Origin of the sequence: Sphingomonas rhizophila (assembly GCF_014396585.1) — a bacterium.
GTDB classification, from domain to species: domain Bacteria; phylum Pseudomonadota; class Alphaproteobacteria; order Sphingomonadales; family Sphingomonadaceae; genus Sphingomicrobium; species Sphingomicrobium rhizophilum.
Genome location: NZ_CP060717.1, coordinates 502,828 through 524,474, shown reverse-complemented (window position 1 = coordinate 524,474; position 21,647 = coordinate 502,828). Strand labels below are relative to the sequence as shown.

At 66.5% G+C, this 21,647-nt stretch carries 21 protein-coding genes; 8 read left to right on the top strand and 13 right to left on the bottom strand.

From position 1 onward, the window contains the following. The first annotated feature begins 4 nt into the window (after positions 1-4). Complete coding sequence (locus H9L12_RS02510) at positions 5-478, top strand: nuclear transport factor 2 family protein (RefSeq protein ID WP_187542486.1); 474 nt, start codon at positions 5-7, stop codon at positions 476-478. Positions 479-718: 240 nt separating this feature from the next. Continuing rightward, positions 719-925 carry a cold-shock protein gene (locus tag H9L12_RS02505; RefSeq protein ID WP_187542485.1) on the top strand — a complete coding sequence of 69 codons (207 nt, stop codon included), beginning with the start codon at positions 719-721 and terminating at the stop codon, positions 923-925. Positions 926-1,192: 267 nt separating this feature from the next. Here H9L12_RS02505 and H9L12_RS02500 read toward each other — a convergent pair whose 3' ends face one another. Beyond that, positions 1,193-1,528: a response regulator gene (locus H9L12_RS02500; RefSeq protein ID WP_223177143.1), complete on the bottom strand. Its 336-nt coding sequence runs from the start codon at positions 1,526-1,528 to the stop codon at positions 1,193-1,195. Positions 1,529-1,675: 147 nt separating this feature from the next. Beyond that, a complete protein-coding gene (radA, locus tag H9L12_RS02495; protein ID WP_187542483.1) occupies positions 1,676-3,043 on the bottom strand; it encodes a DNA repair protein RadA in 1,368 nt (455 codons plus the stop codon). Positions 3,044-3,133: 90 nt separating this feature from the next. Between radA and H9L12_RS02490 the strand changes: the two genes are divergently transcribed. Genes H9L12_RS02490 through H9L12_RS02480 form a run of 3 tightly spaced genes read left to right on the top strand, consistent with a single transcriptional unit; the run spans position 3,134 to position 8,106 of the window. Continuing rightward, a complete protein-coding gene (locus tag H9L12_RS02490) occupies positions 3,134-4,411 on the top strand; it encodes an MFS transporter (RefSeq protein WP_187542482.1) in 1,278 nt (425 codons plus the stop codon). Then, a complete protein-coding gene (cysK, locus tag H9L12_RS02485; RefSeq protein WP_187542481.1) occupies positions 4,408-5,334 on the top strand; it encodes a cysteine synthase A in 927 nt (308 codons plus the stop codon). The genes H9L12_RS02490 and cysK overlap by 4 nt, the downstream gene beginning before the upstream one ends. A 60-nt stretch (positions 5,335-5,394) precedes the next feature. Continuing rightward, positions 5,395-8,106, top strand: a complete 2,712-nt coding sequence (locus tag H9L12_RS02480; protein ID WP_187542480.1) for a putative bifunctional diguanylate cyclase/phosphodiesterase — start codon at positions 5,395-5,397, stop codon at positions 8,104-8,106. Positions 8,107-8,113: 7 nt separating this feature from the next. Here the strand turns inward: H9L12_RS02480 and H9L12_RS02475 are convergent, their stop codons facing one another. Both H9L12_RS02475 and H9L12_RS02470 read right to left on the bottom strand, forming a co-directional pair. Beyond that, positions 8,114-9,910, bottom strand: a complete 1,797-nt coding sequence (locus H9L12_RS02475; protein WP_187542479.1) for an acyl-CoA dehydrogenase C-terminal domain-containing protein — start codon at positions 9,908-9,910, stop codon at positions 8,114-8,116. Between the two features lie 19 nt (positions 9,911-9,929). Next, on the bottom strand, positions 9,930-10,298 hold the full coding sequence (locus H9L12_RS02470) for a MerR family transcriptional regulator (protein ID WP_187542478.1): 369 nt from the start codon (positions 10,296-10,298) through the stop codon (positions 9,930-9,932). 139 nt (positions 10,299-10,437) lie between these two features. On the opposite strand from H9L12_RS02470, the gene purF reads away from it, so the two are divergent. Both purF and H9L12_RS02460 read left to right on the top strand, forming a co-directional pair. Next, positions 10,438-11,910: an amidophosphoribosyltransferase gene (gene purF, locus H9L12_RS02465; RefSeq protein WP_187542477.1), complete on the top strand. Its 1,473-nt coding sequence runs from the start codon at positions 10,438-10,440 to the stop codon at positions 11,908-11,910. Positions 11,911-11,921: 11 nt separating this feature from the next. Further along, a complete protein-coding gene (locus H9L12_RS02460; protein ID WP_187542476.1) occupies positions 11,922-12,638 on the top strand; it encodes an SDR family NAD(P)-dependent oxidoreductase in 717 nt (238 codons plus the stop codon). Here H9L12_RS02460 and H9L12_RS02455 read toward each other — a convergent pair. From H9L12_RS02455 to H9L12_RS02420, 9 genes are all read right to left on the bottom strand, one after another. Then, complete coding sequence (locus H9L12_RS02455) at positions 12,635-12,853, bottom strand: DUF1294 domain-containing protein (RefSeq protein WP_187543123.1); 219 nt, start codon at positions 12,851-12,853, stop codon at positions 12,635-12,637. The genes H9L12_RS02460 and H9L12_RS02455 overlap by 4 nt on opposite strands. An 88-nt stretch (positions 12,854-12,941) precedes the next feature. After that, the gene (locus tag H9L12_RS02450; RefSeq protein WP_187542475.1) at positions 12,942-14,189 is read right to left on the bottom strand and encodes an SAM-dependent methyltransferase; all 1,248 of its coding nucleotides are present in this window, start codon (positions 14,187-14,189) and stop codon (positions 12,942-12,944) included. A 16-nt stretch (positions 14,190-14,205) separates the two neighbouring features. Next, positions 14,206-15,549, bottom strand: a complete 1,344-nt coding sequence (locus H9L12_RS02445; RefSeq protein WP_187542474.1) for a cryptochrome/photolyase family protein — start codon at positions 15,547-15,549, stop codon at positions 14,206-14,208. A 4-nt stretch (positions 15,550-15,553) separates the two neighbouring features. Then, positions 15,554-16,549 (bottom strand): metal-dependent hydrolase, encoded by a 996-nt coding sequence (locus H9L12_RS02440; RefSeq protein ID WP_187542473.1) that lies wholly within the window; start codon positions 16,547-16,549, stop codon positions 15,554-15,556. Between the two features lie 6 nt (positions 16,550-16,555). Then, the gene (locus H9L12_RS02435) at positions 16,556-16,972 is read right to left on the bottom strand and encodes a hypothetical protein (RefSeq protein ID WP_187542472.1); all 417 of its coding nucleotides are present in this window, start codon (positions 16,970-16,972) and stop codon (positions 16,556-16,558) included. Continuing rightward, complete coding sequence (locus H9L12_RS02430) at positions 16,969-17,982, bottom strand: 2-oxoacid:ferredoxin oxidoreductase subunit beta (RefSeq protein ID WP_187542471.1); 1,014 nt, start codon at positions 17,980-17,982, stop codon at positions 16,969-16,971. The genes H9L12_RS02435 and H9L12_RS02430 overlap by 4 nt, the downstream gene beginning before the upstream one ends. A 1-nt stretch (position 17,983) precedes the next feature. Next, a complete protein-coding gene (locus H9L12_RS13865; RefSeq protein WP_281399794.1) occupies positions 17,984-18,118 on the bottom strand; it encodes a hypothetical protein in 135 nt (44 codons plus the stop codon). A gap of 2 nt (positions 18,119-18,120) precedes the next feature. Continuing rightward, entirely contained in the window at positions 18,121-20,082 is a 1,962-nt protein-coding gene (locus tag H9L12_RS02425) for a 2-oxoacid:acceptor oxidoreductase subunit alpha (protein ID WP_187542470.1), read from the bottom strand. A 154-nt stretch (positions 20,083-20,236) separates the two neighbouring features. Next, a complete protein-coding gene (locus H9L12_RS02420) occupies positions 20,237-20,881 on the bottom strand; it encodes a PEPxxWA-CTERM sorting domain-containing protein (RefSeq protein ID WP_187542469.1) in 645 nt (214 codons plus the stop codon). A 294-nt stretch (positions 20,882-21,175) separates the two neighbouring features. Between H9L12_RS02420 and H9L12_RS02415 the strand changes: the two genes are divergently transcribed. Then, positions 21,176-21,646 (top strand): RNA pyrophosphohydrolase, encoded by a 471-nt coding sequence (locus tag H9L12_RS02415; protein WP_187542468.1) that lies wholly within the window; start codon positions 21,176-21,178, stop codon positions 21,644-21,646. Position 21,647: the final 1 nt, after the last annotated feature.

The following is a 21,647-nucleotide window of genomic DNA, read 5'->3' as shown; positions in this document are numbered from 1 at the left end:
TCCTGTGCGACCATTGGCCACCTTGGCCCTGCTTTCGCTGACGTCCTGCCAGACGACCGGCCTTCCCGCCGGTTCACTCGCCAACGGATGCGACAACCCCGCCGCGCGAGGCGCGGTGCGGCAGGCCGTTCAATCTTTCTATGACGCCCTCAGGACGGACGACGCCGCCGCCTTCCAGCGCGCGACGACGCCCCACTTCTTCGCCTACGAAATCGGCAAGCGATACACGGGCCAGGAATTGCGCGACATCATCGCCAAGGACCATGCCGACGGGCAGATCATCAACTGGAACCTTGGCCCGATGACCATGCATGTCGACTGCACCGTCGCCACCGCGGCCTGGGAGAACAATGGCTCGTCCGGCCGTCAGGGAAAGCTGAAGCCGCGCGCCTGGCTGGAATCCGCTGTCCTCCGCCGCCAGGGCGACCGGTGGGTGATGACCTTCCTCCACTCCACCCCGAAAGACCCGCGCCCCTAGAAGGCGGGCGTCCGCACGCGACGCCACTGCAAGCGAAGGAAGGTCCGACCGCGTCCGCGTTCGACCCGAACCGGGCGTTGGACCTCCGTCAGTTTGCGCTTTCGGCCGTATTCCCCTACCTTGCACCTGCTTCTAGTCGCATTTGACGGTCTCTGGCGCTTTGCGGCCCTCTTTCCTTCTCTTCGCAGCTCCTGGCATGGGAGAGCCGACAGTCGGCTTTCGTAAGAAAAGGGAACAACTATGCCGATTGGCACCGTAAAATTTTTCAACGCCGACAAGGGCTATGGCTTTATCCAGCCGGAAGACGGCACGGGCGATGCGTTCGTGCATATTTCTGCGGTCGAGGCCGCAGGGATGCAAACGCTCGATCGTGATCAGCGCGTGTCGTACGAGCTTGAGCAGGACCGTCGTGGCAAGATGAGCGCGGTGCGCCTCCAGTCAGCATGAATTCTTCTCCCGCCGCGCCTTCCGCGGCGGGAGAAACCTCATCGATGGAGAAACACTTTGTCACAACTCGACTTCTACCTTGCACGGGCGGCCCAAGCCATCGCGGAGGGTGATGCTGCGACGCTGGATAATGTTCGGGATCGTTGCCGGCGCGCTCAGATGGCTTGGGAGGCGATGGCAAACCGTGCGCGCAGGACGGACCTTGCGCGACAAGAAACCGAGAGAGTTAAGGCCTCGCAATCATCTCAAGATTGAAGAAAGCCTTCTTCATCGCAGGGCATTTTGAAAGGCGCTCACTAACGAGGCGCGATCGTACGGCTTCGGAAAAAACTTCGCGCCACTCGGCAATTCGGAATCCGTAACTGCGGCCGCTCCCGATGTCGCGAACAGGCGGATCGGTGGCCAGCGGCTAGCGACGAAGCGAAGGAGTTCGAGGCCGTCCATCGAATCTTCCAAGTGCACGTCGGTAAAGACGATGCATATGTCGTGTCGCTGCTCAAGAATTCGGATTGCTTCGCTGGCGGAATCCGCTTCCAAAACGACAAAACCAGCCTGCTGCAACTCATCCGCAGTCGATAAACGAATGAAGGACTCGTCCTCCACCAAAAGGACGACTGATCGATTTGGCATTTGGGAGCTGCGCCCTAGGCGGTCACTTCGTGGCGAGGGCGACCGGTCTCGCAGCTCAGGAGCCTGCTCCACGATCAAGGAAACCCGTCACTAGTGGCGAAGTTCCGGTGACTGCCCTGGCTACCGCCCCAAAATCCGGTCGACGAGGTCGCGGAGGTGGGGGAAGTGGCTGATCGACAGGCCGCTCGGACCATCGGCGCCTGAAGGGGCCCAGCCGGATTCAAAGCCAAGCTTGGCCGCTTCCTTGAGGCGGAGCGCGCTGTGGGCGATCGGGCGGACTTCGCCGGACAGGGCGATTTCCCCCATCACCACCGTGCCGTCGGGGATCGGGCGTTCGCTCAAGGCCGAGACCAGCGCGGCGGCGACGGCGAGGTCGGCCCCTGGGTCGGCGAGGCGGTAGCCGCCGGCGACATTGAGATACACTTCGGCGGTAGCAAAGCTCAGGTTGCAGCGCGCCTCCAGCACGGCGAGGATCATCGCCAGGCGGCCGCTGTCCCAGCCGACCGCCGAGCGGCGCGGGGTCGCCCCGCTGGCCAGCCGCACGACCAATGCCTGGATTTCGAGCAGCAGCGGCCGCGTGCCCTCCAGCGCCGGGAAGACGCTGGTGCCGCTGACCGGCGCCCCGCGGTTGGTCAGGAACAGCGCCGACGGGTTGGGCACTTCGGCCAGGCCGGCGCCCTCCATCGCGAACACGCCGATCTCGTCGGTGCCGCCGAAGCGGTTCTTGGCGGCGCGGAGGATTCGGTACTGGTGGCTGCGGTCGCCTTCGAAGCCGAGCACCGCATCGACCATATGTTCCAGCACGCGCGGGCCGGCGATGGTGCCATCCTTGGTGACATGGCCGACCAGGATGACCGCGGTGCCGCGTTCCTTGGCGAAGCGGATCAATTCCTGCGCCGAGGCGCGCACCTGGCTGACCGTCCCCGGCGCGCCTTCGATCAGGTCGCTGTGCATCGTCTGGATGCTGTCGATCACCAGCAACGCGGGCGGTTCGGCGCTGCCGACGGTGGTCAGGATGTCGCGAACGCTGGTCGCCGCCGCCAACCGTACCGGCGATCGGCCAAGCCCGAGGCGAAGCGCGCGCAGCCGCACCTGGTCGGCCGCTTCCTCGCCCGAGACATAGACCACCGGCCGCCCCTGCCCCGCGATCTTCGCCGCGACCTGCAGCAGCAGGGTCGACTTGCCGATGCCGGGATCGCCGCCGACCAGCATGGCGGATCCGGCGACGATGCCGCCGCCGACCGCGCGGTCGAATTCGGCAATGCCCGACTGGATGCGTTCCGGAAGCGCGACCTCGGCGTCGAGCCCGACCAGTTCGATCGCGCGGCCGCCGCCCTGCAAATCATGCCGCGCGGCGAAGACGGTTGCGCCGACGGGCACTTCCTCGACCAGCGTATTCCACTCGCTGCAATCGTCGCATTGCCCCTGCCAGCGGTGGCTGGAGGAGCCGCACGCCTGACAGACATAGACCTTCTTCGCTTTCGCCATGGACGCGACGATATCGGAACGAAGCGGGAACGCAAGGGCGATGTGGGGCCTTGATTGCGCGGTGCAGCATGGTCGTCTACGCCGCGAGGGATGAGCATCCTGCCCGAGCCGCTGAGGATCGCCGATTTCCGGGCCTATTTCGTGGCGCGGCTGGCGGCGACGGTGGCGCAGATGGCGATGGTCATCGTCATCGGGTGGCAAGTGTACGACATCGCCCGCGACACGATGGACCTAAAGGCGGCGGCACTCCGTCTCGGCATCATCGGCGTCGTCCAGTTCGTGCCGCTGTTCGTGCTGACCCCGGTCAGCGGCTGGACCGCCGACCATGTCGACCGGCGCTGGGTAGCGCGGGCGGCGGTCGCGCTGGAATTGGTCTGCGCCGCGACCCTCGCCTATTTCGCCGCGACCGGCAGCCGCAGCCTGGTGCCGCTATATGGCATCGCCGCGCTACTCGGTGTGGCCCGCGCCTTCGCCGGTCCCTCGCTCGGCGCGCTGGCGCCTAACCTGGTGCCGCGCGCCATCCTGCCCAACGCCATCGCCCTGTCGGCCATCGCCTGGCAGGCCGGCAGCATCGCCGGGCCGGCGCTCGGCGGTTACCTCTACGCCGCCTCGCCGCTCGCGCCCTATGCGGTCAGCGCGGGCCTGTTCGCGCTGTCGCTGATCGCCCTGTTGACCATCGGCCCGATCGCCATGCCCGAACGGCCGGAGGAAAGGCCGCCGTTCGCGACACAGTTGGCGGAGGGCATCCGCTACGTCCGCCGCAACCGGCTGGTGCTGGGCGCGATCAGCCTGGACCTGTTCGCGGTGCTGCTGGGCGGGGCGACGGCGATGTTGCCGGTGTTCGCCCGCGATGTTCTCCACGCCGGTCCGGAGGGGCTTGGCCACCTGCGCGCCGCGCCGGCCGTCGGGGCGACGCTGACCGCGCTGCTGTTCGCGTTCCGGCCGTTGAAAACCAATGTCGGCGCCAAGATGCTGGTCGCGGTCGGCGTGTTCGGCGCGGCGACGGTCGTGTTCGGCCTGTCGCGCTGGATGCCGCTCAGCCTGGCCTGCCTGGCACTGCTCGGCGCAGCCGACATGCTCTCGGTCTATGTCCGCCAGTCGCTGATCCAGCTTCATACCCCCGACGCGATGCGCGGCCGGGTCGGGGCGGTCAGTTCGCTGTTCATTTCCGCGTCGAACGAGCTTGGCGAGGCCGAAAGCGGGTTCCTCGCCGCGCTGATCGGGCCGGTCGTCGCGGTTATCGCCGGCGGGGTGGGCGCGATGCTTGTCGTCGGCCTGTGGGCGTGGAAATTTCCGGAACTCAGGCTTGCGCGAACCTTTGACCCTCCCGATGTACCGGGCCGACCCCAGATGGAGAATGCGACATGAGGGCTGACACCATCCTCGATACCATCGGCAATACGCCGACGATCCGCGTCAATCGCCTGTTCGGCGACCAGGCCGAGGTCTGGATCAAGTCCGAACGGTCCAACCCCGGCGGGTCGATCAAGGACCGCATCGCCCTGTCGATGATCGAGGACGCCGAGAAATCGGGCAAGCTGAAACCCGGCGGGACGATCGTCGAGCCGACCAGCGGCAACACCGGCGTCGGCCTGGCGATGGTCGCGGCGGTCAAGGGCTACAAGCTGATCCTGGTCATGCCCGACAGCATGTCGATCGAACGACGCCGGCTGATGCTGGCCTATGGCGCGACCTTCGACCTGACCCCGCGGGCCAACGGCATGAAGGGCGCCATCGCCCGCGCCGAGGAAATCCTCGCCTCCACACCCGGCGCGTGGATGCCGCAGCAATTCGACAATCCGGCCAACATCGACGTCCACGTCCGCACCACGGCGCAGGAAATCCTGAAGGACTTCGCCGATGCGCCGTTCGACGCGCTGATCACCGGCGTCGGCACCGGCGGCCACATTACCGCCTGCGCCCAGGTGCTGAAAAAGGCCTGGCCCAACCTCAAGGTGTTCGCGGTCGAACCGACCCTGTCGCCGGTCATTTCCGGCGGCGAACCCGCGCCGCACCCGATCCAGGGCATCGGCGCCGGCTTCATCCCCAAGAACCTCGACGTCGGCCTGCTGGACGGCGTGATCCAGGTCGCGCCCGACGACGCCAAGGAGATGGCGCGACGCGCCGCGCGCGAGGAAGGCGTGCTCGTCGGCATTTCGTCCGGGGCGACGCTTTCGGCGATTAATCAAAAGTTACCGGAACTCGGCGCCGGCGCCAAAATCCTCGGCTTCAATTACGATACTGGCGAGCGTTACCTCTCCGTAGCGGACTTCTTGCCCGAGGAAGGTTAACTTCCGGCATACCGGCCACTGTGAGGGATGTGTTAAACCTTTCCGTTTAATCGTTCCCCCATGTCCGGATTGGAAAGAGCAAGGCGATCGCGATTCGCGGGGGTGACGAACGAGGCGGCGGATCGGCCGAGCCAGTTCGCCGAAGCCCTGTTCTTCGACATCCGCGCCCCGGAAAACGAGGAAAGCGAGACGATCGCTGCGCAGCGCGCTGCGCAGCTGATGCATGTCCCCCTCTTGTTGGCCGTCGCGCACTTGGTGTGCGGTGCGGTGGTTTACCTTCACAGCCACGGCAATTTCGGGCCAATCAATCCAGGCTTCCTGCTGGCCGCCATCGGCCTGGCGATTGCCTCCGATATCTTGGCGTTCGTCCTGCTCCAGGCCCGCACCCGCTTCCGGCTGTCCTCGCGGACGGTGACGCTGGCGCTGTGCACGCTGGTCGGGTTCGGGTCGGCGATGATGACCTTCTTCGGACATATCGCATCGTGGATCCCGGCGATGAGCGACGGCCCGCTGCTGTCGCTGGTGATCGGCACTTCGGTTACCGCCTGCGCGGTGGTGGCGATCGAATCGCCGCCGCTGGCGATCGTCAGCGCGATCGTCGGCACGGTCGGCTCCGCACTGTTCAGCAACGACCCCACCTTCACCGCCGGCATCGCCTTTCTGGCGCTGATCGTCGTCGTGTTCAGCGCGGCCAGTTCCAGCACGATGATCGCCACCGCGCGCGCCCGGCTGAAGCTCGACTACGAGGCGCACAAGGCGCTCCATTTCGTCAACGAGTTCGAGAACAGCGGCCGCGGCTGGTTCTGGGAAACCAATTACCAGGGCACACTGTCTTACGTGTCGCAGCAGCTGGCTGACGATTTCCATTGCGAACCCGATGCCCTGCTGGGCCGCCAGTTCACCGACCTTCTGTCGGTCGACACCACCCCCGGCGACATCATGCGCGAGGAGCGCACGCTCGGCTTCCATCTGTCGGCGCGCTTCCCGTTCAGCGATGTCGTCGTGCGCGCCGCCAGCACCGAGGACGTGCACTGGTCGCTGTCGGGCAACCCGGTGTTCGACGAGCGTGGCCGCTTCCTCGGTTTTCGCGGCATCGGCACCGACCTTACCGAACAGCGCCGGTCGGAACAGGAAATCACCCGCCTTGCCCGCTTTGACTCGCTCACCGGCCTGCCCAACCGCGCGCTGATGCGCCAGACCCTCGACGAGGCGCTGCGCAACGCCGCCAGCCGCCGCAAGGGCTGCACCCTGTTCCTGATCGACCTCGATCGGTTCAAGAACGTCAACGACACGCTCGGCCACCCCATCGGCGACGCGCTCCTTCGCCAGGTCGCGCAGCGCCTGACCAGCGTGATGGGCGACCATGGCCAGGTCGGACGCCTCGGCGGTGACGAGTTCAAGGCGGTGCTTCCGGGTGCGGTCGAGACCGGCCTGCTGGAAAGCCTGGCGCGGACCATGATCGACCATGTCTCGCGCCCCTACATCATCGAAGGGCACCGGGTGACGATCGGCGCGTCGATCGGCATCGCCATCGGCGACCCGGAACGCAGCTGCGCCGACAGCCTGATCCGCAACGCCGACCTTGCGCTCTATGCCGCCAAGGCCGCCGGGCGCGGCAAGCACATGTTCTACGAAGCGTCGATGCACAGCGAGGCGTCGGACCGGCAGGTGCTGGAAAACGACCTCCGCCAGGCGCTCGACCGCGGGGAGATGTGGGTCGCCTACCAGCCGATCGTGCGCACCGCGGGCGAAGAAATCTCCGGGTTCGAAGCGCTGGTCCGGTGGAACCACCCGACCCGGGGTCCCGTGTCGCCCGACCGCTTCATTGCGCTGGCGGAAGAGTGCGGGATGATCGCCAAGATCGGCGAATTCGTGCTCAACCAGGCAATGGCCGAGGCCGCGAACTGGCCGGACAGCGTACGCATCGCCGTCAACCTGTCACCGATCCAGTTCAACGATCCGGCGATCGTCGACGTCGTCGGCGCCGCGCTGGCGGAGCACAAGATACGCGCCAACCGGCTGGAGCTGGAGATCACCGAAGGCGTGTTCCTGGCCGACAGCGACGCCACCGACGATACGTTCGCCCGCCTCAAATCACTGGGAGTTCGCCTGGCGCTCGACGACTTCGGCACCGGATATTCCTCGCTCGGCTATTTGAAAAAGGCGCCGTTCGACAAGATCAAGATCGACCAGAGCTTCGTTCGCGGCGCCGCCTCGACCGCGCACCGCAACACCGCCATCATCCGCGCCATCGTCACCCTTGCCGAAAGCCTTGGCATGGATACCACCGCCGAGGGCGTGGAGACGCACGACGATCTCGCGCTGATCCGCGACCTCGGCGTCAGCCAGGTCCAGGGCTATATCTTCGGCAAGCCGGCGCCGTCGGACCAGGCGCGGACCATGGCCAATTCGATGCGGGTCGAGGCCGACGGCTATTCCTGCGTTCGTGCGCCGCGCCAGCGGCTGATGCGCCGGGCGATCGCCTCGATCGGCGGCGAGACCAAGGAAATCCGCCTGCGCAACATTTCGTCGATGGGCGCCCTGGCCGAATGCGACCAGGTCGTCACGCCGGGCGAAACGATGACGATCGACATCGTCGGCGTCGGCCCGGTCATCGGCACCGTGCGCTGGGCGCAGTCCGGCAAGTTCGGACTGCAGTTCACGGAGCAGTTCGACCTCGGCCGCCTGGCGCCCAAGGTCGAGCGCAGGGCCAGCCCTTCGGTAATGACGCCTTGGTACCTGTCGCCACCGCCCGAAGTGAAGGCGAGCTAGGCTTCGATCAGAAGTCGGCTTCGGCCAGCGCCATCAGCGAGCCCGCCCCGGCTTCGACCTTGCTGCGCAGCGCGCCGGCGCTGACCAGCTCGCGCTCCGCGAAATAGCGGGCGGTCGCCAGCTTATTCTCGTGGAACTTGCGGTCCTCGCCAGCCTCATCCTTCAGCCGGTCCGACACCATCGCCATCTTGAGCCACATCCAGCCGAGACTGGTGAGCCCCATCAGCTGCATATAGGCGTAGGCGCCCGCGCCGGCGTTGTTGGGATCGGCCATGCCGTTCTGGGCAAGCCACATCGTCGACGCCTGCAGGTGCTGGAGCGCCTTTTCGAGCGGCCCGGCGACCCCGGCCGGATCGCCCGCGGCCCGCGCCGCGGCGATGTCCGTGGTGACGGCGTCGAAGAAGGCGCGAACGCCGCGCCCGCCGTCCTTGGCCAGCTTGCGGCCGACGAGGTCCATCGCCTGCACACCGTTGGTGCCTTCGTAGATCTGGGCGATGCGGGCGTCGCGGACGAACTGGTCCATGCCCCATTCGCGAATGTAGCCGTGGCCGCCAAACACCTGTTGGGCGTTGACCGCGACCTCGAACCCGCGATCGGTGAGGTAGCCCTTGATGACCGGGGTCAGCAGCGAGATGAGGTCGTCGGCCGCCAGCCGCTCCTCCTCGGTCTGCGCCTTGCGCGCCAGGTCGACCTGGAGCGCGCCCCACAGGATGAACGCGCGCGCGCCTTCGTTGAACGCCTTGCCTTCCATCAGCATGCGGCGGACGTCGGGGTGGACGAACAGATTGTCAGCCTTGGCGTTTGGATCGCGGTCGTCGGGCTTCAACGCCCGGCCCTGGCGGCGGTCCTTCGCGTAGGCAACCGCGTTCTGGTAGGCGACCTCGCCCTGCGCCAGGCCCTGCAGGCCGACGCCGAGCCGCGCCGCGTTCATCATGATGAACATGGCGGCGAGGCCCTTTTCCGGCTCGCCGACCAGCCAGCCCTTCGCGCCGTCATAGTTCATGACGCACGTCGAATTGCCGTGGATACCCATCTTGTGCTCGATCGACCCGCAGCCCAGCGAGTTTCGCTCGCCCGGCGAACCGTCCTCGTTGACCAGGAACTTGGGCACGACGAACAGCGAGATGCCCTTCACATTGTCCGGCGCGCCGGCGATCTTGGCGAGGACGAGGTGGATGATGTTCTCGCTAAGGTCATGCTCGCCCGACGAGATGAAGATCTTGGTGCCGGTGATCGAATAGCTGCCGTCCGGATTGGGATCGGCCCTGGTCTTGATGAGGCCGAGGTCGGTGCCGCAATGCGGCTCCGTCAGGTTCATCGTGCCGGTCCACTTGCCGGCGACCATGTTGGGCACGTAGGTCGCCTTGATCTCGTCCGATCCCTTGACCAGCAGCGACGCGATCGCCCCCTGCGTCAGGCCGTTGTACATTTCAAAGCTGTGGTTGGACGAGCCGAAATATTCGGCAATCGCGGTGGCGAGCACCGACGGCAGGCCCTGCCCGCCGAATTCGGTCGGCGCGTGTAGGGTCGTCCAGCCACCCGCGACGAATTGGTCCCACGCATCCTTGAACCCCGGCGGCGTCGTCACCGACCCGTCGTCATGGCGAGTGCAGCCATGTTCGTCACCGATGCGGTTGAGCGGTTGCAGCACCTCCTCGCAGAACCGGCCGCCTTCCGACAGGATCGCTTCGACCAGGTCGGGGGTCGCGTCGGCGAAGCCCGGCAGGTTCGAATATTTCTGCATGCCGACAACGTGGTCGAGGACGTACTTCGTATCGCGGACGGGCGCTGCGTAGGTGGGCATGGTCGGTCTTCCTTGAAGGTTAGCCGTTCAGGACTTTGAGGAATTCGCTGAGTTCATCGATGGTCGCGTAGATGTCGATCTTCTGCCGTTCGAGGTTGGCGATCCGGTTGCGGCAATGCTCGATCGTCTTGAGCCGTTGCGTCTGGCGGCCGTCGCCGACGTCGTAGAGGTCGAGCAGTTCCTTGATCTCGGCAAGGCTGAAGCCGACCCGCTTGCCGCGCAGGATCCACGCCAGCCGGGCGCGGTCCCGCTCCGAATAGAGCCGCTGCGTGCCGCGCCGCTCGGGCGCGATCAGCCCCTCGTCCTCGTAGAAGCGAAGGGCACGGGCGGTCACCGCGAACTCGTCGCAAAGCTCGCCGATCGAGAAGTGGGATTTGGCGGTCAGCATGGGCCGATCAATGCCTTACGCTTCCGTAAAGGTCAACCGATTGTCGCGCGCTTCAATCGCCATTCAGCCGAAGCGCGACAAATCCATGACAGGCGCGTATAGGCGCGCGCATCGCCCCCACATGGATTCGCCCTCACCCATGCTGACGACCAACCCGTTCGACGACGATAAACTCCGCGAAGAATGCGGTGTCTTTGGAATCTGGGGCGCCGACACGGCGTCGAGCTTCGTGGCCCTCGGCCTCCACGCGCTGCAGCATCGCGGCCAGGAAGCGGCGGGAATCGTCAGCTCCGACGGCGAACATTATCACGCCCATCGCGCCATGGGCCATGTCGCCGGCAACTTCGACCGCGACGACATCATTCGCAAGTTGTCGGGCCGGGTCGCCATCGGCCACGTCCGCTATTCGACCACCGGGGAAACCGCGCTTCGCAACGTCCAGCCGCTGTTCGCCGACTTGTCGGACGGCGGTTTCGCGGTCGCGCACAACGGCAACCTGTCGAACGCGATGACGCTGCGCAAGGCGCTCAACCGGCGGGGGTCGATCTTCCAGTCGACCAGCGACACCGAGGTCATCATCCACCTCGTCGCGACATCGTCGAAGTCCGGCATCATCGACCGGCTGGGCGACGCCCTGCGCCAGGTCGAAGGCGCCTATTCACTGGTCTGCCTGACGCCCGAAGGCCTCGTCGCCTGCCGCGACCCGCTCGGCATCCGGCCGCTGGTCATGGGCAAGATCGGCGACGCGACCATCTTCGCCTCGGAAACGGTCGCGCTGGACGTCATCGGCGCGCACTACATCCGCGACGTGGAGCCGGGCGAGATGATCCTGGTCAACGAGGCAGGCGAACGCTCCTTCCATCCGTTCGCGAAGGCCGCCCCCCGTCCGTGCATTTTTGAACATGTTTATTTCGCCCGCCCCGACAGCGTGGTCGACGGAACGTCGGTCTACGAAGTGCGCAAGAACATCGGCGCCGAACTGAGCCGCGAAGCGCCGATCGAGGCTGATTTCGTCGTCCCCGTCCCCGACAGCGGCGTTCCCGCCGCGCTCGGTTTCAGCCACGCGTCGGGCATCCCGTTCGAGCTTGGCATCATCCGTTCCCACTACGTCGGCCGGACCTTCATCCAGCCGAGCCAGGATGTCCGCCACCTGGGCGTCAAGCTGAAGCACAACGCCAACAGCGCGCTGATCAAGGGCAAGCGCATCGTTCTGGTCGATGATTCGATCGTGCGCGGAACAACCAGCCTGAAGATCGTGAAGATGATGCGGGACGCCGGCGCGACCGAGGTGCACATGCGCATCGCCTCGCCGCCGACCAAGCATAGCTGTTTCTACGGCGTCGATACGCCCGAGCGCAGCAAGCTGATCGCGTCGCACATGAGCGTCGAGGACATGGCGAAATATATCGACGCCGACAGCCTCGCCTTCATTTCGATCGACGGTCTGTACCGCGCGCTGGGCGACAACCGCGACGCCGACCGGCCGCAGCGCTGCGATGCCTGCTTCACCGGCAATTACCCGACCACATTGACCGACTGCGACCCGGGCACCGACGAGGGCACCAAGGAAGCGGAAATGGCGGACCAGGTCGTCCGCTTCGTCGCCCGCTAGGAGCTGAATCGATGACCGACGCGAAGCCCTTTGCCGGCAAGCTGGCGCTCGTCACCGGCGCCAGCCGCGGGATCGGCGCCGCCACCGCCGAGGCGCTCGCCGCCGCCGGAGCGCACGTCATCCTCACCGCCCGCGGCGCCACCGCGCTGGAGGAGGTCGAGGGCCGGATCCATGACGCCGGCGGAAGCGCGACCATCGCGCCGATGGACCTTACCGAAACCGAGCATGTGAAGAAGCTGGCGGAGGCCGTCGCCGGCCGCTGGGGCAGCCTCGACATCCTTGTCCTCAACGCCGCAATGCTGGGCTCGTTGAGCCCGGTCGAGCATCTCGACGCCAAGGAACTGGGCCGACTGTTCGCGCTGAACGTCTTCGCTAACCAGGTGCTGATCGCGGCGTTCGACCCGCTGCTGCGCCGGTCGGAACGGGCCGAGGTCGTGGGCGTCACCTCGTCGGTCGGGGCGGAGCCCCGCGCCTTCTGGGGCGGCTATGGCGCGTCGAAGGCAGCGCTGGACACGATGCTCGGCGCCTATGCCGACGAAACGGCCCACGCTGGCCGCCTCCGGGTCCACATCGTCGACCCGGGCGCCACCGCAACCCGCATGCGCCAGCTCGCCTTCCCGGGCGAGGAAGCCTCGACGCTCAAGGGACCGGAGGTCGTCGCGTCTGCAATCGTCGACCGGCTGCAGGGTGATGCCCCGACCGGCGAGCGGATGCGGGTCGAAGGCTAGACCAGCAGGAAGCCGATCGCCGCACCGACCTGCAGCGTGGCGATCACGAAAAGCTGGGTCGAAAACGGCTCCTTCCTGGTCTTGTGCCGAAACATCCTGCGCGCCGCGTATGCGCCCGGCGAGCCACCGATGATGGCGAAGAGCAGAAGGTCGGCCTCCGACGTCCGACGCCGGCCTTCGACCGCCGCCTGCTTGTCCCGCCAAAAGGCGACCATCGTCCAGAGGTTGATCGCCGCCAGCGCTATCAGGATGTTCGGAAGGGTAAACACGACTGCGCCCTACCAGCGGCGGATTACAAAAACCTTAGGCGGCCTTCACCAGCGTCACTTGCGCGACGTCGATCCCGCGGCCGCGGAAGCCGCCTTCGCAGTACATCAGATAGTATCGCCACAGGTCGTGGAAGGCCGAGGCGAATTCCGGAAGGCGGCCGCCCGCCACTGCCGTATCGTATCGCTCGCGCCACTGCTTGAGCGTCTCGGCATAATCGAGGCCGAAGCCGTCGCGGTCCTGCCAGCTTAACCCCCGTTCCGCCGCCAGGGCCGCGAAGCTCGGCTCGTCGATCAGCATGCCGCCCGGGAAAATGTACGCCTGGATGAAATCCGCGCTCTGCGAATAGGCATCGAACAGGCGGTGATCGATCGAAATGAACTGCAGCGCCGCCCGGCCACCGGGTTTGAGGTTGCGCGCGATGCAATCCATGTAGGCGGGCCACCAGCGCTGGCCGACCGCCTCGACCATTTCGACCGAGGCAATCGCGTCGAACTGACCGGCGGTCTCGCGATAGTCGGCGAGGCGGATTTCGACGCGTTCGGATAACCCCGCCTCCGCGACCCGTGCGTCGGCCCACGCCTTCTGTTCCTTCGACAGGGTCAGGCCGACGACATCGACCCCGCGCCTCGCCGCCGCGATGGCCAGCGTGCCCCAGCCGCAGCCGATTTCCAGCAAGCGCTGTCCCGGTTGCAGGTCGAGCCGGTCGAGGAGCATGGCCACCTTGCGATGCTGCGCCGCCTCCAGGTCGTCGCTGCCTTCGAACCGCGCCGACGAGTAGGTCATGCTTGGGTCGAGCCATTCGGCGTAGAAATCGTTGCCGAGGTCGTAGTGGGCGGCGATGTTGTCGCGCGCGCCGGCAAGGTCGTTGTCGCGGCGGCGATGGCGGAAGCGGTTGAGCAGGCGCGCACTGCCCTTGGCCCGCGCGGCATCGCCCAGCGCGACGGCGTTGGCCATGAACAGTTCGAACAACGGCACAGGGTCGGGCGAGGTCCATTCGCCCTTGGCCCAGGCGCGATACCAGCCGATCGAGCCGGACGTCGCCAGCCGCACCAGCGCGTTCCAGCTTTTCAAATGAACGACGGCCACCGGCCCGGCTGCGTGGAAGCCGACGCGGCGTTTGCTGCCGTCGGGCAGGGTCGCGTCGATGCCGCCGACCTGAAGTCGCTCGTGAAGCTGGTCGATCAGCCGGGCGAAACCCCGCGCGAACAGGCGGCTCAACAAGCCGCTGCCGTTGACGAACGATCGTCCGCTTTTGACGAGGTGATGCCCGCGACTGGCCATGGGCCGCGCTATCCCCCTAGCCGCGGACCTTGGCAAGCGCCGACAGCGCCCGGTCGCGCGCTTCGCGGTGGCCGATCAGCCTTGGCGGATAGGCGCCGCGCCGGTCGTCGGCCGGATCGTGGATCATGTCGTCATCAAGGCCGGCCAGTTCCGGCACCCACTCACGGATGTAATCGCCGGCGTCGAACTTCTCCGACTGGGCGAGCGGCGCCATGATCCGGTTGAACATCTGGCTGGCAGTGCCGGTGCCGGCGATCCACTGCCAGTTGAGGCTGTTGTTGCCATAATCGGCATCGATCAGCGTGTCCCAGAACCAGGCCGCGCCGCGCCGCCAGTCGATCAGCAAGTGCTTTGTAAGGAAGCTCGCCGCGATCATCCGCCCCCGGTTGTGCATCCATCCGGTCGCCCACAATTGCCGCATGCCCGCGTCGACGATCGGATAGCCGGTGCGGCCTTTCGTCCACGCGGCGAAATCGGCCTCGGCGTCAGCGCCGGTCCGCCACGGCAGGCGGTCCATCGCCGCGCGGCCATTGCTCCAGCCGATGTCAGGCTGGGCCAGCATCGCCGATCGGGCAAAGTCGCGCCACGCCAGTTCCTTGAGGAATTTGGACCCGCCGCGCGGGTGAAGCGCGTCCCACACCTGGCGCGGCGATACCTCGCCCCAATGGAGGTGCGGCGACAGGCGGCTCGTCCCCTCCTCCGACGGCCGGTCGCGGCGGCGTTCGTAGGCCGCGACCTCGGTGACGAACTCGTCAAGGCGCTCGAGCGCGCCCGCTTCCCCCGGCGTCCATTCCTTGCCGAAGCCGGTCGCCCAATCGGGCTTGGTCGGCAGCAGGTTCCAGTTCGCCAGCTTGTCTCCCCCTGGACCGGCGACGAACTGTACATCGGGCGCGGGCAGCGCCTGCTCGGGCGGAAGCTGCTCGGTCAGCGCGCGCCAGAACGCGCCGTAGACCTTGAACGGCGATCCGCCTTGCGTCGTCACCCGGTCAGGCGGGACCAGCGTGTCGCCGTCGTGGAAGGTGACGAGGTCGGCCAGCGCGGCCTCGGTCTCCCGCTCCCACGGTTCGTACAGCGCGGTGGCATGCACCTCGGCCGCGCCGATTTCCTGCGCTACTGCCCGAACCACGTCAGCGGCCCTGCCCCGCCGCAGCACCAGCTTGCCGCCGATGGACTCGTTCAGCGCGGCGAGGCTGTGATGGAGCCACCACCGCTGCGCGCCGCCGATGCGAAACTCGCCGGGCGTGTCGTCGTCGAGGACGAACAATGGCACGACCCTGCCCGCAGCGGCGGCGGCGGTGAGCGCGTGATGGTCGGCGATCCGCAGGTCGCGCCGGAACCAGAGCAGCGCGGGCGCGCTCATCGGCTTAGCAACCTGGTCCGGCGATTGGCACGACCGTTTCGCGGTTGATCCGCGACGTGCCACGATCGGGATCGCCGTAACGATAGTCGGCAATCGTCACCCGCGCTTCGCAGCGGCCGCGCTCGATGCTGGCGACCGGCATCACCGACCAGGCGAGGAAGCGCTTGAGCGACGGGTCGTTGCGGATCGCCTTTTGCACGACGGGATCGGCCATATGGTCGGGACGGCCCGAGCATTCGGCCTCCCGCTTCGACCAGCCCGAAAAGGGCGCGTAGTGAGCGCGGTTGTAGACGAACCACGATTCGGGCGGCCTCGCGCTGGCGTAGCGCCACGCGACATCCCGCCGCCACGACCACGCCGGCGGCGGGCTGGCGAAGGCAATGGTCGGCGCATCGCAGGTCGCCACTTCCGGCAAACTGTTCACCGCCGAGACGGTGATCGCCGAATTGAGACCCAGGTAGGCGAGGAAAATGCCGATCGCCGCCTGCACCGGCCGCTTCCACTCACGCCCGCGCTTTTCGCGCCAGCGGGACCAGGCGATGCTGCCGGCGAGCAAGGTCCAGACCCAGACGTCGATGATGAACAGCGTGTCGCTGTGCCACCATTCGCCCGAGAACGGCGTGAACAGCTGCACCGCGTAGGTCGTCTGGAGGTCGAGCAGCGGGTGGGTCAGCACACCGAGGTTGCACAGCGCGAGCAGCCAGCCCTTATGCAATGCCAGGCCGCTCTTGAACGGCTTGCCGCGCCGTTCCTGCCAGCGGTCGAGCAACATCAGGAAGCCGAACAGGACCGGCGGAAGGACGATGATCCCGCCGATCAGCGAATGGGTGAAGCCCCGGTGAATCGCCAGCGGCTCCCACGGGAAGCCGCCGGATACGAACACGTCGAGGTCGGGCATGTTCGCGCCGAGGATCAGCGCGGCAAGGCCCTTGCGGGTCTTGGTCTTGAGGCCGGCCTGCCCCAGCGCCCAGCCGGCGAGCGAGTGGGTGAAATTGTCCAAGCGGGATTAGCGGGCGGCGGCCGGTGTCGCGGCGCCGTCGGCAAGCAGGGCGCGGGCAACGATCTGGCGGTCGGCTTCGACCAGCTTCGCCATCAGGTCGATCGCCCGCTGCGACTGGGCACGGCGCGCCGTGTCGACCGCGGCATCGCGCGCGGCGAGCGCGGTGCGAAGCGCGGCAAGGTCCATCGGCCGCCTGGCGAGGACGGCGACCACCTGCTGGTGCGCGGCGGCGATCGCTTGCGCATCGGCTTCCTTGAGAGCGCGCTGCACCGGCAACTGGGCGGTGACCAGCGCGCGGCCCGCCGCTGTCATGCCGGCGAGCGGATCGGCCGGGACGGCGACCACGGGCGGGGTTCGGACGACGGTGACGGGCTGGGGCGCCACGGCCTGGGCCGCGACAAGCAACGCGAACAGGGCGATCATTCGGCGCGAGGCTCCTTCTCGACCTGCCAGGTCTGGCCCTGGCTGACGAGTTTCTGGAGGTTGGGCGTCTTGCCCGCCGCGGCGGCGGCGTTCTGTTCGACCACCGCGCTGTCGAACGTCGGTGCCGGATCCTCGTAGATCACGCCCAGCGCGACCGGGAAGGATGCCGCCGGCATTTCGACCAGCATATGCGCCACCGCGCGATTGCGCGGATTGTGGACGATGACCTCGTCGTTGTCGCCATCGACGACCTTCAGCATCAGCCGCTCGGTGTCGAGCGCGATGCCCTTGGTGCCGTTGGCGAACAGCATCTTTTCGCCCGCCTGCAGCCACAGCTGCTTTTCCGCCGCCACGCCCTTGTCGGTGAACGGCGCGAACACGTCGTCGTTGTAGACGACGCAGTTCTGGAAGATTTCCACGAAGCTGGCGCCGCGGTGCGCGTGCGCCGCCTTCAGCACGTCGACGAGGTTCTTGTGAACGTCGATCCCGCGGGCCACGAAGCGCGCGCCACTGCCCAGCGCGAAGGCGCAAGGATTGGCGGGCCGGTCGACCGATCCGAACGGGGTCGACGGGCTGCGCGTGCCGATGCGGCTGGTGGGCGAATATTGGCCCTTGGTCAGGCCGTAGATCTCGTTGTTGAACAACAGCAGCTGGCAATCGAGGTTGCGGCGCAGCAGGTGCATGGTGTGGTTGCCGCCGATGGACAGCGCGTCGCCGTCGCCGGTGATGATCCATACATCGAGTTCGGGGTTGGCGAGCTTGGTCCCGGTCGCCACCGCGCAGGCACGGCCGTGGATGGTGTGGAAGCCGTAGGCCGCCATGTAATAGGGAAAGCGGCTGGAGCAGCCGATGCCGCTGATGAACACGGTCTTTTCGCGCGCGACGCCAAGGTCGGGCATCGTCCGCTGCACCGCCTTCAGCACGGCATAATCGCCGCAGCCGGGACACCAGCGGACCTCCTGGTCGGACGCCCAGTCCTTCGCCGTGGTGATTTTCGTGATTTCGTTCATGTCAGACGTAGCCACCAAACCAAAGGATCATGAAAACGACCACCACCAGCAGGGCGATCAGCGGGAAGGGATTGATCGGCTTGGGAGCCGGCTCTCGCTTGGGCGGCGTGTTCGGGTTGCGCGGCGTGTAGGCCATGGTCAGTTCGCCTGCCTGCCCGGATCGAAACCGGATTCGGGTTCGGGCAGCTGGGTCGCGTCGGCGCCGAGCGGATGGGGATCCTGCCCGGCCAGCGCCTCGTCGATCGCGGTTTCGATCTCGGCGATGCGGAATGGCTGGCCGCTGACCTTGTTGAGCGGGCGTGCGTCGACCAGGAACTGGTCGCGAAGGATGGTCTTGAGCTGGCCCGAATTCATTTCCGGGACGATGATCCGGTCATAGCCCTTCAGCAGCTTGCCGAGGTTCTTCGGGAACGGCACGATGTGGCGGATGTGGATGTGGGCGACGTCCTGGCCCTTGCGGCGGGCACGGCGCACCGCCTGGTGGATCGGGCCGAACGTCGAGCCCCAGCCGACCACCGCCAGCTTGCCGCTCGCCTCGCCCAGCGCCACGTCCTGGTCGGGGATGCTGTCGGCGATGCCGGCAACCTTGCCCAGCCGTTCGCGGGTCATCTGCGCGTGCGCTTCCGGCGAATAGTCGATCGCGCCCGATCCCGGCGCCTTTTCGATCCCGCCGATGCGATGTTCCAGCCCGACGGTGCCGGGCTTGATCCACGGACGCGCGCCATCGCCGTTGCGGGCGAACGGCTGGACCGGATCGTCGTTGGCAGCCGGCGGCGCGAAGGCGACCGGGAACGGCGCGTAATCGGCCATGTCCGGCACCTTCCACGGCTCCGCCGCATTGGCGATGTAGCCGTCGGTCAGCAGCATCACCGGCGTCATGTAGCGGGTGGCGATACGGCACGCCTCGATCGCGCAATCGAACGCGTCGGCGGGCGATCGCGCGGCGACCACCGGGATCGGCGCATCGCCGTTGCGGCCGTAGACCGCCTGGTACAGGTCCGACTGTTCGGTCTTGGTCGGCAGGCCGGTGGACGGGCCGCCGCGCTGCGAATTGACGATGACCAGCGGCAGTTCGGTGATGAAGGCGAGGCCCATCGCCTCGCCCTTCAGCGCGATCCCCGGACCCGACGAGGAGGTGACCCCCAACTGCCCGGCGTAGCTGGCGCCGATCGCGGAGCAGATCGCCGCGATCTCGTCCTCCGCCTGGAAGGTGGTGATGCCATATTCCTTGAGGCGCGACAGGTGATGCAGGATGGCCGACGCCGGGGTGATCGGATAACCGCCGAAGAACATCGGCAGGCCGGCCAGCTGCGCGCCCGCGACCAGGCCGACCGAAATCGCCTCGGCGCCAGTGACGGTGCGGTAGAGGCCCGGTTCGGCCGGCGCCGCGTCGATGTGGTGGCGGCGGACCTGCGCGCCGATCTCCACCGTCTCGCCATAGGCATGGCCGGCGTTCAGCGCGGCGATATTGGCCTCGGCCAGCTCCGGCTTCTTGGCGAACTTGGTGTTGAGCCAATCGACGATCGGCCCGCGCTCGCGGTCGAACATCCACAGCGCCAGGCCCAGCGTCCACATGTTCTTGCAGCGCAGCGCTTCCTTGTTGCCAAGGCCGAACGGCTTCACGCTGTCGAGCGTCAGTTGCGAGATGTTGAACTTGACCAGCTGCCAGCGGGCAAGGCTGTCGTCCTCCAGCGGGTTCGAGTCATACCCCGCCTTCGCGAGGTTGCGCGCGGTGAACTCGCCCTCGTCGGCGATGATCAGCCCGCCGTCACGCAGCGACTTGACGTTCACCTTCAGCGCCGCCGGGTTCATCGCGATCAGCACGTCGGGGGCGTCGCCCGCGGTCTCGATCGCGGTCGATCCGAAATTGATCTGGAAGGCGGAGACACCGAACGTCGTGCCCTGCGGCGCGCGGATTTCGGCGGGAAAGTCGGGGAAGGTCGCAAGATCGTTGCCGGCCAGCGCGGTCGACAGGGTGAACTGCCCGCCGGTCAACTGCATGCCGTCGCCGCTGTCGCCGGCGAACCGGACGACCATCGCCTCCAGCGGCGGGTGAGCTTCGGATTCTTCGAGAGTCGTAAAATGGGTGGCCGAGGCCATGAACGCTTGTCCTGTGGTGAACTGCTTGCCGCCTTCTTTACGACTGCGGGACGCCAACCGCCAGTGGTGATGTCAGCCCCGCATCGCGCACAAAGGAAAATCGGCCCGGCCACGCGGCCGGACCGATTTTGACCTTCTGCCCCCTACACTGTGATCAGGCGGCCTGGAGCGCTCCGGACGTCGAGCGGCGGCGACGCATCGCAAACCCGACAGCGCCGAAACCCATCAGCATCATCGCCCAGGTGCCCGGTTCGGGAACCGCGCCGCCTGGAGTTGCCGAGCCAAAGGTGATGTTGTCGTATCCGGTCTGACCGGCCGTGCCACCGAAATCGATCGAATAGGCCGTCCCGGCGAAGGTGACCCCCACCGCCGTCCAATTGCAGAAGGTTCCGGTCGGATCGCCGACACAATTATTGGTATGCTGCGCGGTCACCCCGAGCGTGGCGAGGATATTCCCGGTTCCGCCCAAGCCATCGTAAACGTTGATCGTCGCCGCGGTCGACGAGGTATAAAAGAAGCTGAACCCCGTCGTGAACCCGTTGGTCACATCGAGGATCGCATTGTTCGTGTCGAGGAAGAACATGATCGTATTCGCGCTGGGTTCGTTGGCGAAGTTGCCCGTCCCGCCGGCATCTTCATCGACGAGAGCCAGGGTCGCGGGCGAAAAAATGTAGTTCGGTGCATAATATGATGCGACCGGCGTGCTGTTCGCGATGCCTTCGAAATCCAGCGTCTGCGCCGTGGCCGGGCTTGCAAGGCAAGCAACGGCGGCGGCGGCGAAAGGAAGGAAAATCCGCATCTCAAGACCCCTTGGCGGAGCCGATTTCCTGTCCGGCCGGTTCGCCGGGGTCATCATCGACTCATTGGAATAGGATAAATGGAGAGTTAACCATAATCAATGTTTGCGGCGCCAAATTCCGTGCGCGGCGCGCTCAGCGAATAGGGTCATAGTTCTCGCGACTTAAGGGTTGCATGTCTCGATTCGAGACAGGGGTGAGCCATTTCGTTGCGCCTAATTCGACGTTCCGCCCGGGATGGTGCCGAACCGCGACGGCACGCTATAGCCGGTCGAGCCGACTGCGACGGAGCACGAATGAATCAAGAAAACCTCTATCGCCGCGGGGTCGGCGTGATGCTGATCAATGCCGACAAGTTGGTATGGGTTGGCCAGCGTATCGATAACACCGACGAAGCCTGGCAAATGCCGCAAGGCGGCCTCGACGACGGCGAGGAAAGCTGGGCCGGGGCACTGCGCGAACTCAAGGAAGAAACCGGCATCCGCAAGAAGCTGGTCGAGCAGGTCGCCTGCCACCCCGAACAGCTTCGCTATGACATTCCCGACGCCATCGCCTCCCGCCTGTGGGGCGGTAAGTGGAAGGGGCAGATCCAGGATTGGTACCTGGCACGTTTCCTGGGCGACGACAGCGACATCGACATCGCCACCCAAGAACCCGAATTCAACGCCTGGCAATGGGTCGAGCCGGCGCGCCTCCCCGACCTCATCGTCCCCTTCAAGCGCGACATGTACCGCCGGATCGTCGACGGCTTCTCCGACTGGCTTTGAA

Coding starts and splice junctions, on each gene's coding strand:
- H9L12_RS02435 (WP_187542472.1), bottom strand. CDS start 16,972: ATGATCGCCCTGTTCGCGTTGCTTGTCGCGGCCCAGGCCGTGGCGCCC.
- H9L12_RS02480 (WP_187542480.1), top strand. CDS start 5,395: ATGTCCGGATTGGAAAGAGCAAGGCGATCGCGATTCGCGGGGGTGACG.
- H9L12_RS02505 (WP_187542485.1), top strand. CDS start 719: ATGCCGATTGGCACCGTAAAATTTTTCAACGCCGACAAGGGCTATGGC.
- H9L12_RS02455 (WP_187543123.1), bottom strand. CDS start 12,853: ATGGTCGCCTTTTGGCGGGACAAGCAGGCGGCGGTCGAAGGCCGGCGT.
- H9L12_RS13865 (WP_281399794.1), bottom strand. CDS start 18,118: ATGGCCTACACGCCGCGCAACCCGAACACGCCGCCCAAGCGAGAGCCG.
- purF (WP_187542477.1), top strand. CDS start 10,438: ATGCTGACGACCAACCCGTTCGACGACGATAAACTCCGCGAAGAATGC.
- H9L12_RS02430 (WP_187542471.1), bottom strand. CDS start 17,982: ATGAACGAAATCACGAAAATCACCACGGCGAAGGACTGGGCGTCCGAC.
- H9L12_RS02450 (WP_187542475.1), bottom strand. CDS start 14,189: ATGGCCAGTCGCGGGCATCACCTCGTCAAAAGCGGACGATCGTTCGTC.
- H9L12_RS02425 (WP_187542470.1), bottom strand. CDS start 20,082: ATGGCCTCGGCCACCCATTTTACGACTCTCGAAGAATCCGAAGCTCAC.
- H9L12_RS02415 (WP_187542468.1), top strand. CDS start 21,176: ATGAATCAAGAAAACCTCTATCGCCGCGGGGTCGGCGTGATGCTGATC.
- H9L12_RS02445 (WP_187542474.1), bottom strand. CDS start 15,549: ATGAGCGCGCCCGCGCTGCTCTGGTTCCGGCGCGACCTGCGGATCGCC.
- H9L12_RS02460 (WP_187542476.1), top strand. CDS start 11,922: ATGACCGACGCGAAGCCCTTTGCCGGCAAGCTGGCGCTCGTCACCGGC.
- H9L12_RS02420 (WP_187542469.1), bottom strand. CDS start 20,881: ATGCGGATTTTCCTTCCTTTCGCCGCCGCCGCCGTTGCTTGCCTTGCA.
- radA (WP_187542483.1), bottom strand. CDS start 3,043: ATGGCGAAAGCGAAGAAGGTCTATGTCTGTCAGGCGTGCGGCTCCTCC.
- H9L12_RS02490 (WP_187542482.1), top strand. CDS start 3,134: ATGAGCATCCTGCCCGAGCCGCTGAGGATCGCCGATTTCCGGGCCTAT.
- cysK (WP_187542481.1), top strand. CDS start 4,408: ATGAGGGCTGACACCATCCTCGATACCATCGGCAATACGCCGACGATC.
- H9L12_RS02475 (WP_187542479.1), bottom strand. CDS start 9,910: ATGCCCACCTACGCAGCGCCCGTCCGCGATACGAAGTACGTCCTCGAC.
- H9L12_RS02470 (WP_187542478.1), bottom strand. CDS start 10,298: ATGCTGACCGCCAAATCCCACTTCTCGATCGGCGAGCTTTGCGACGAG.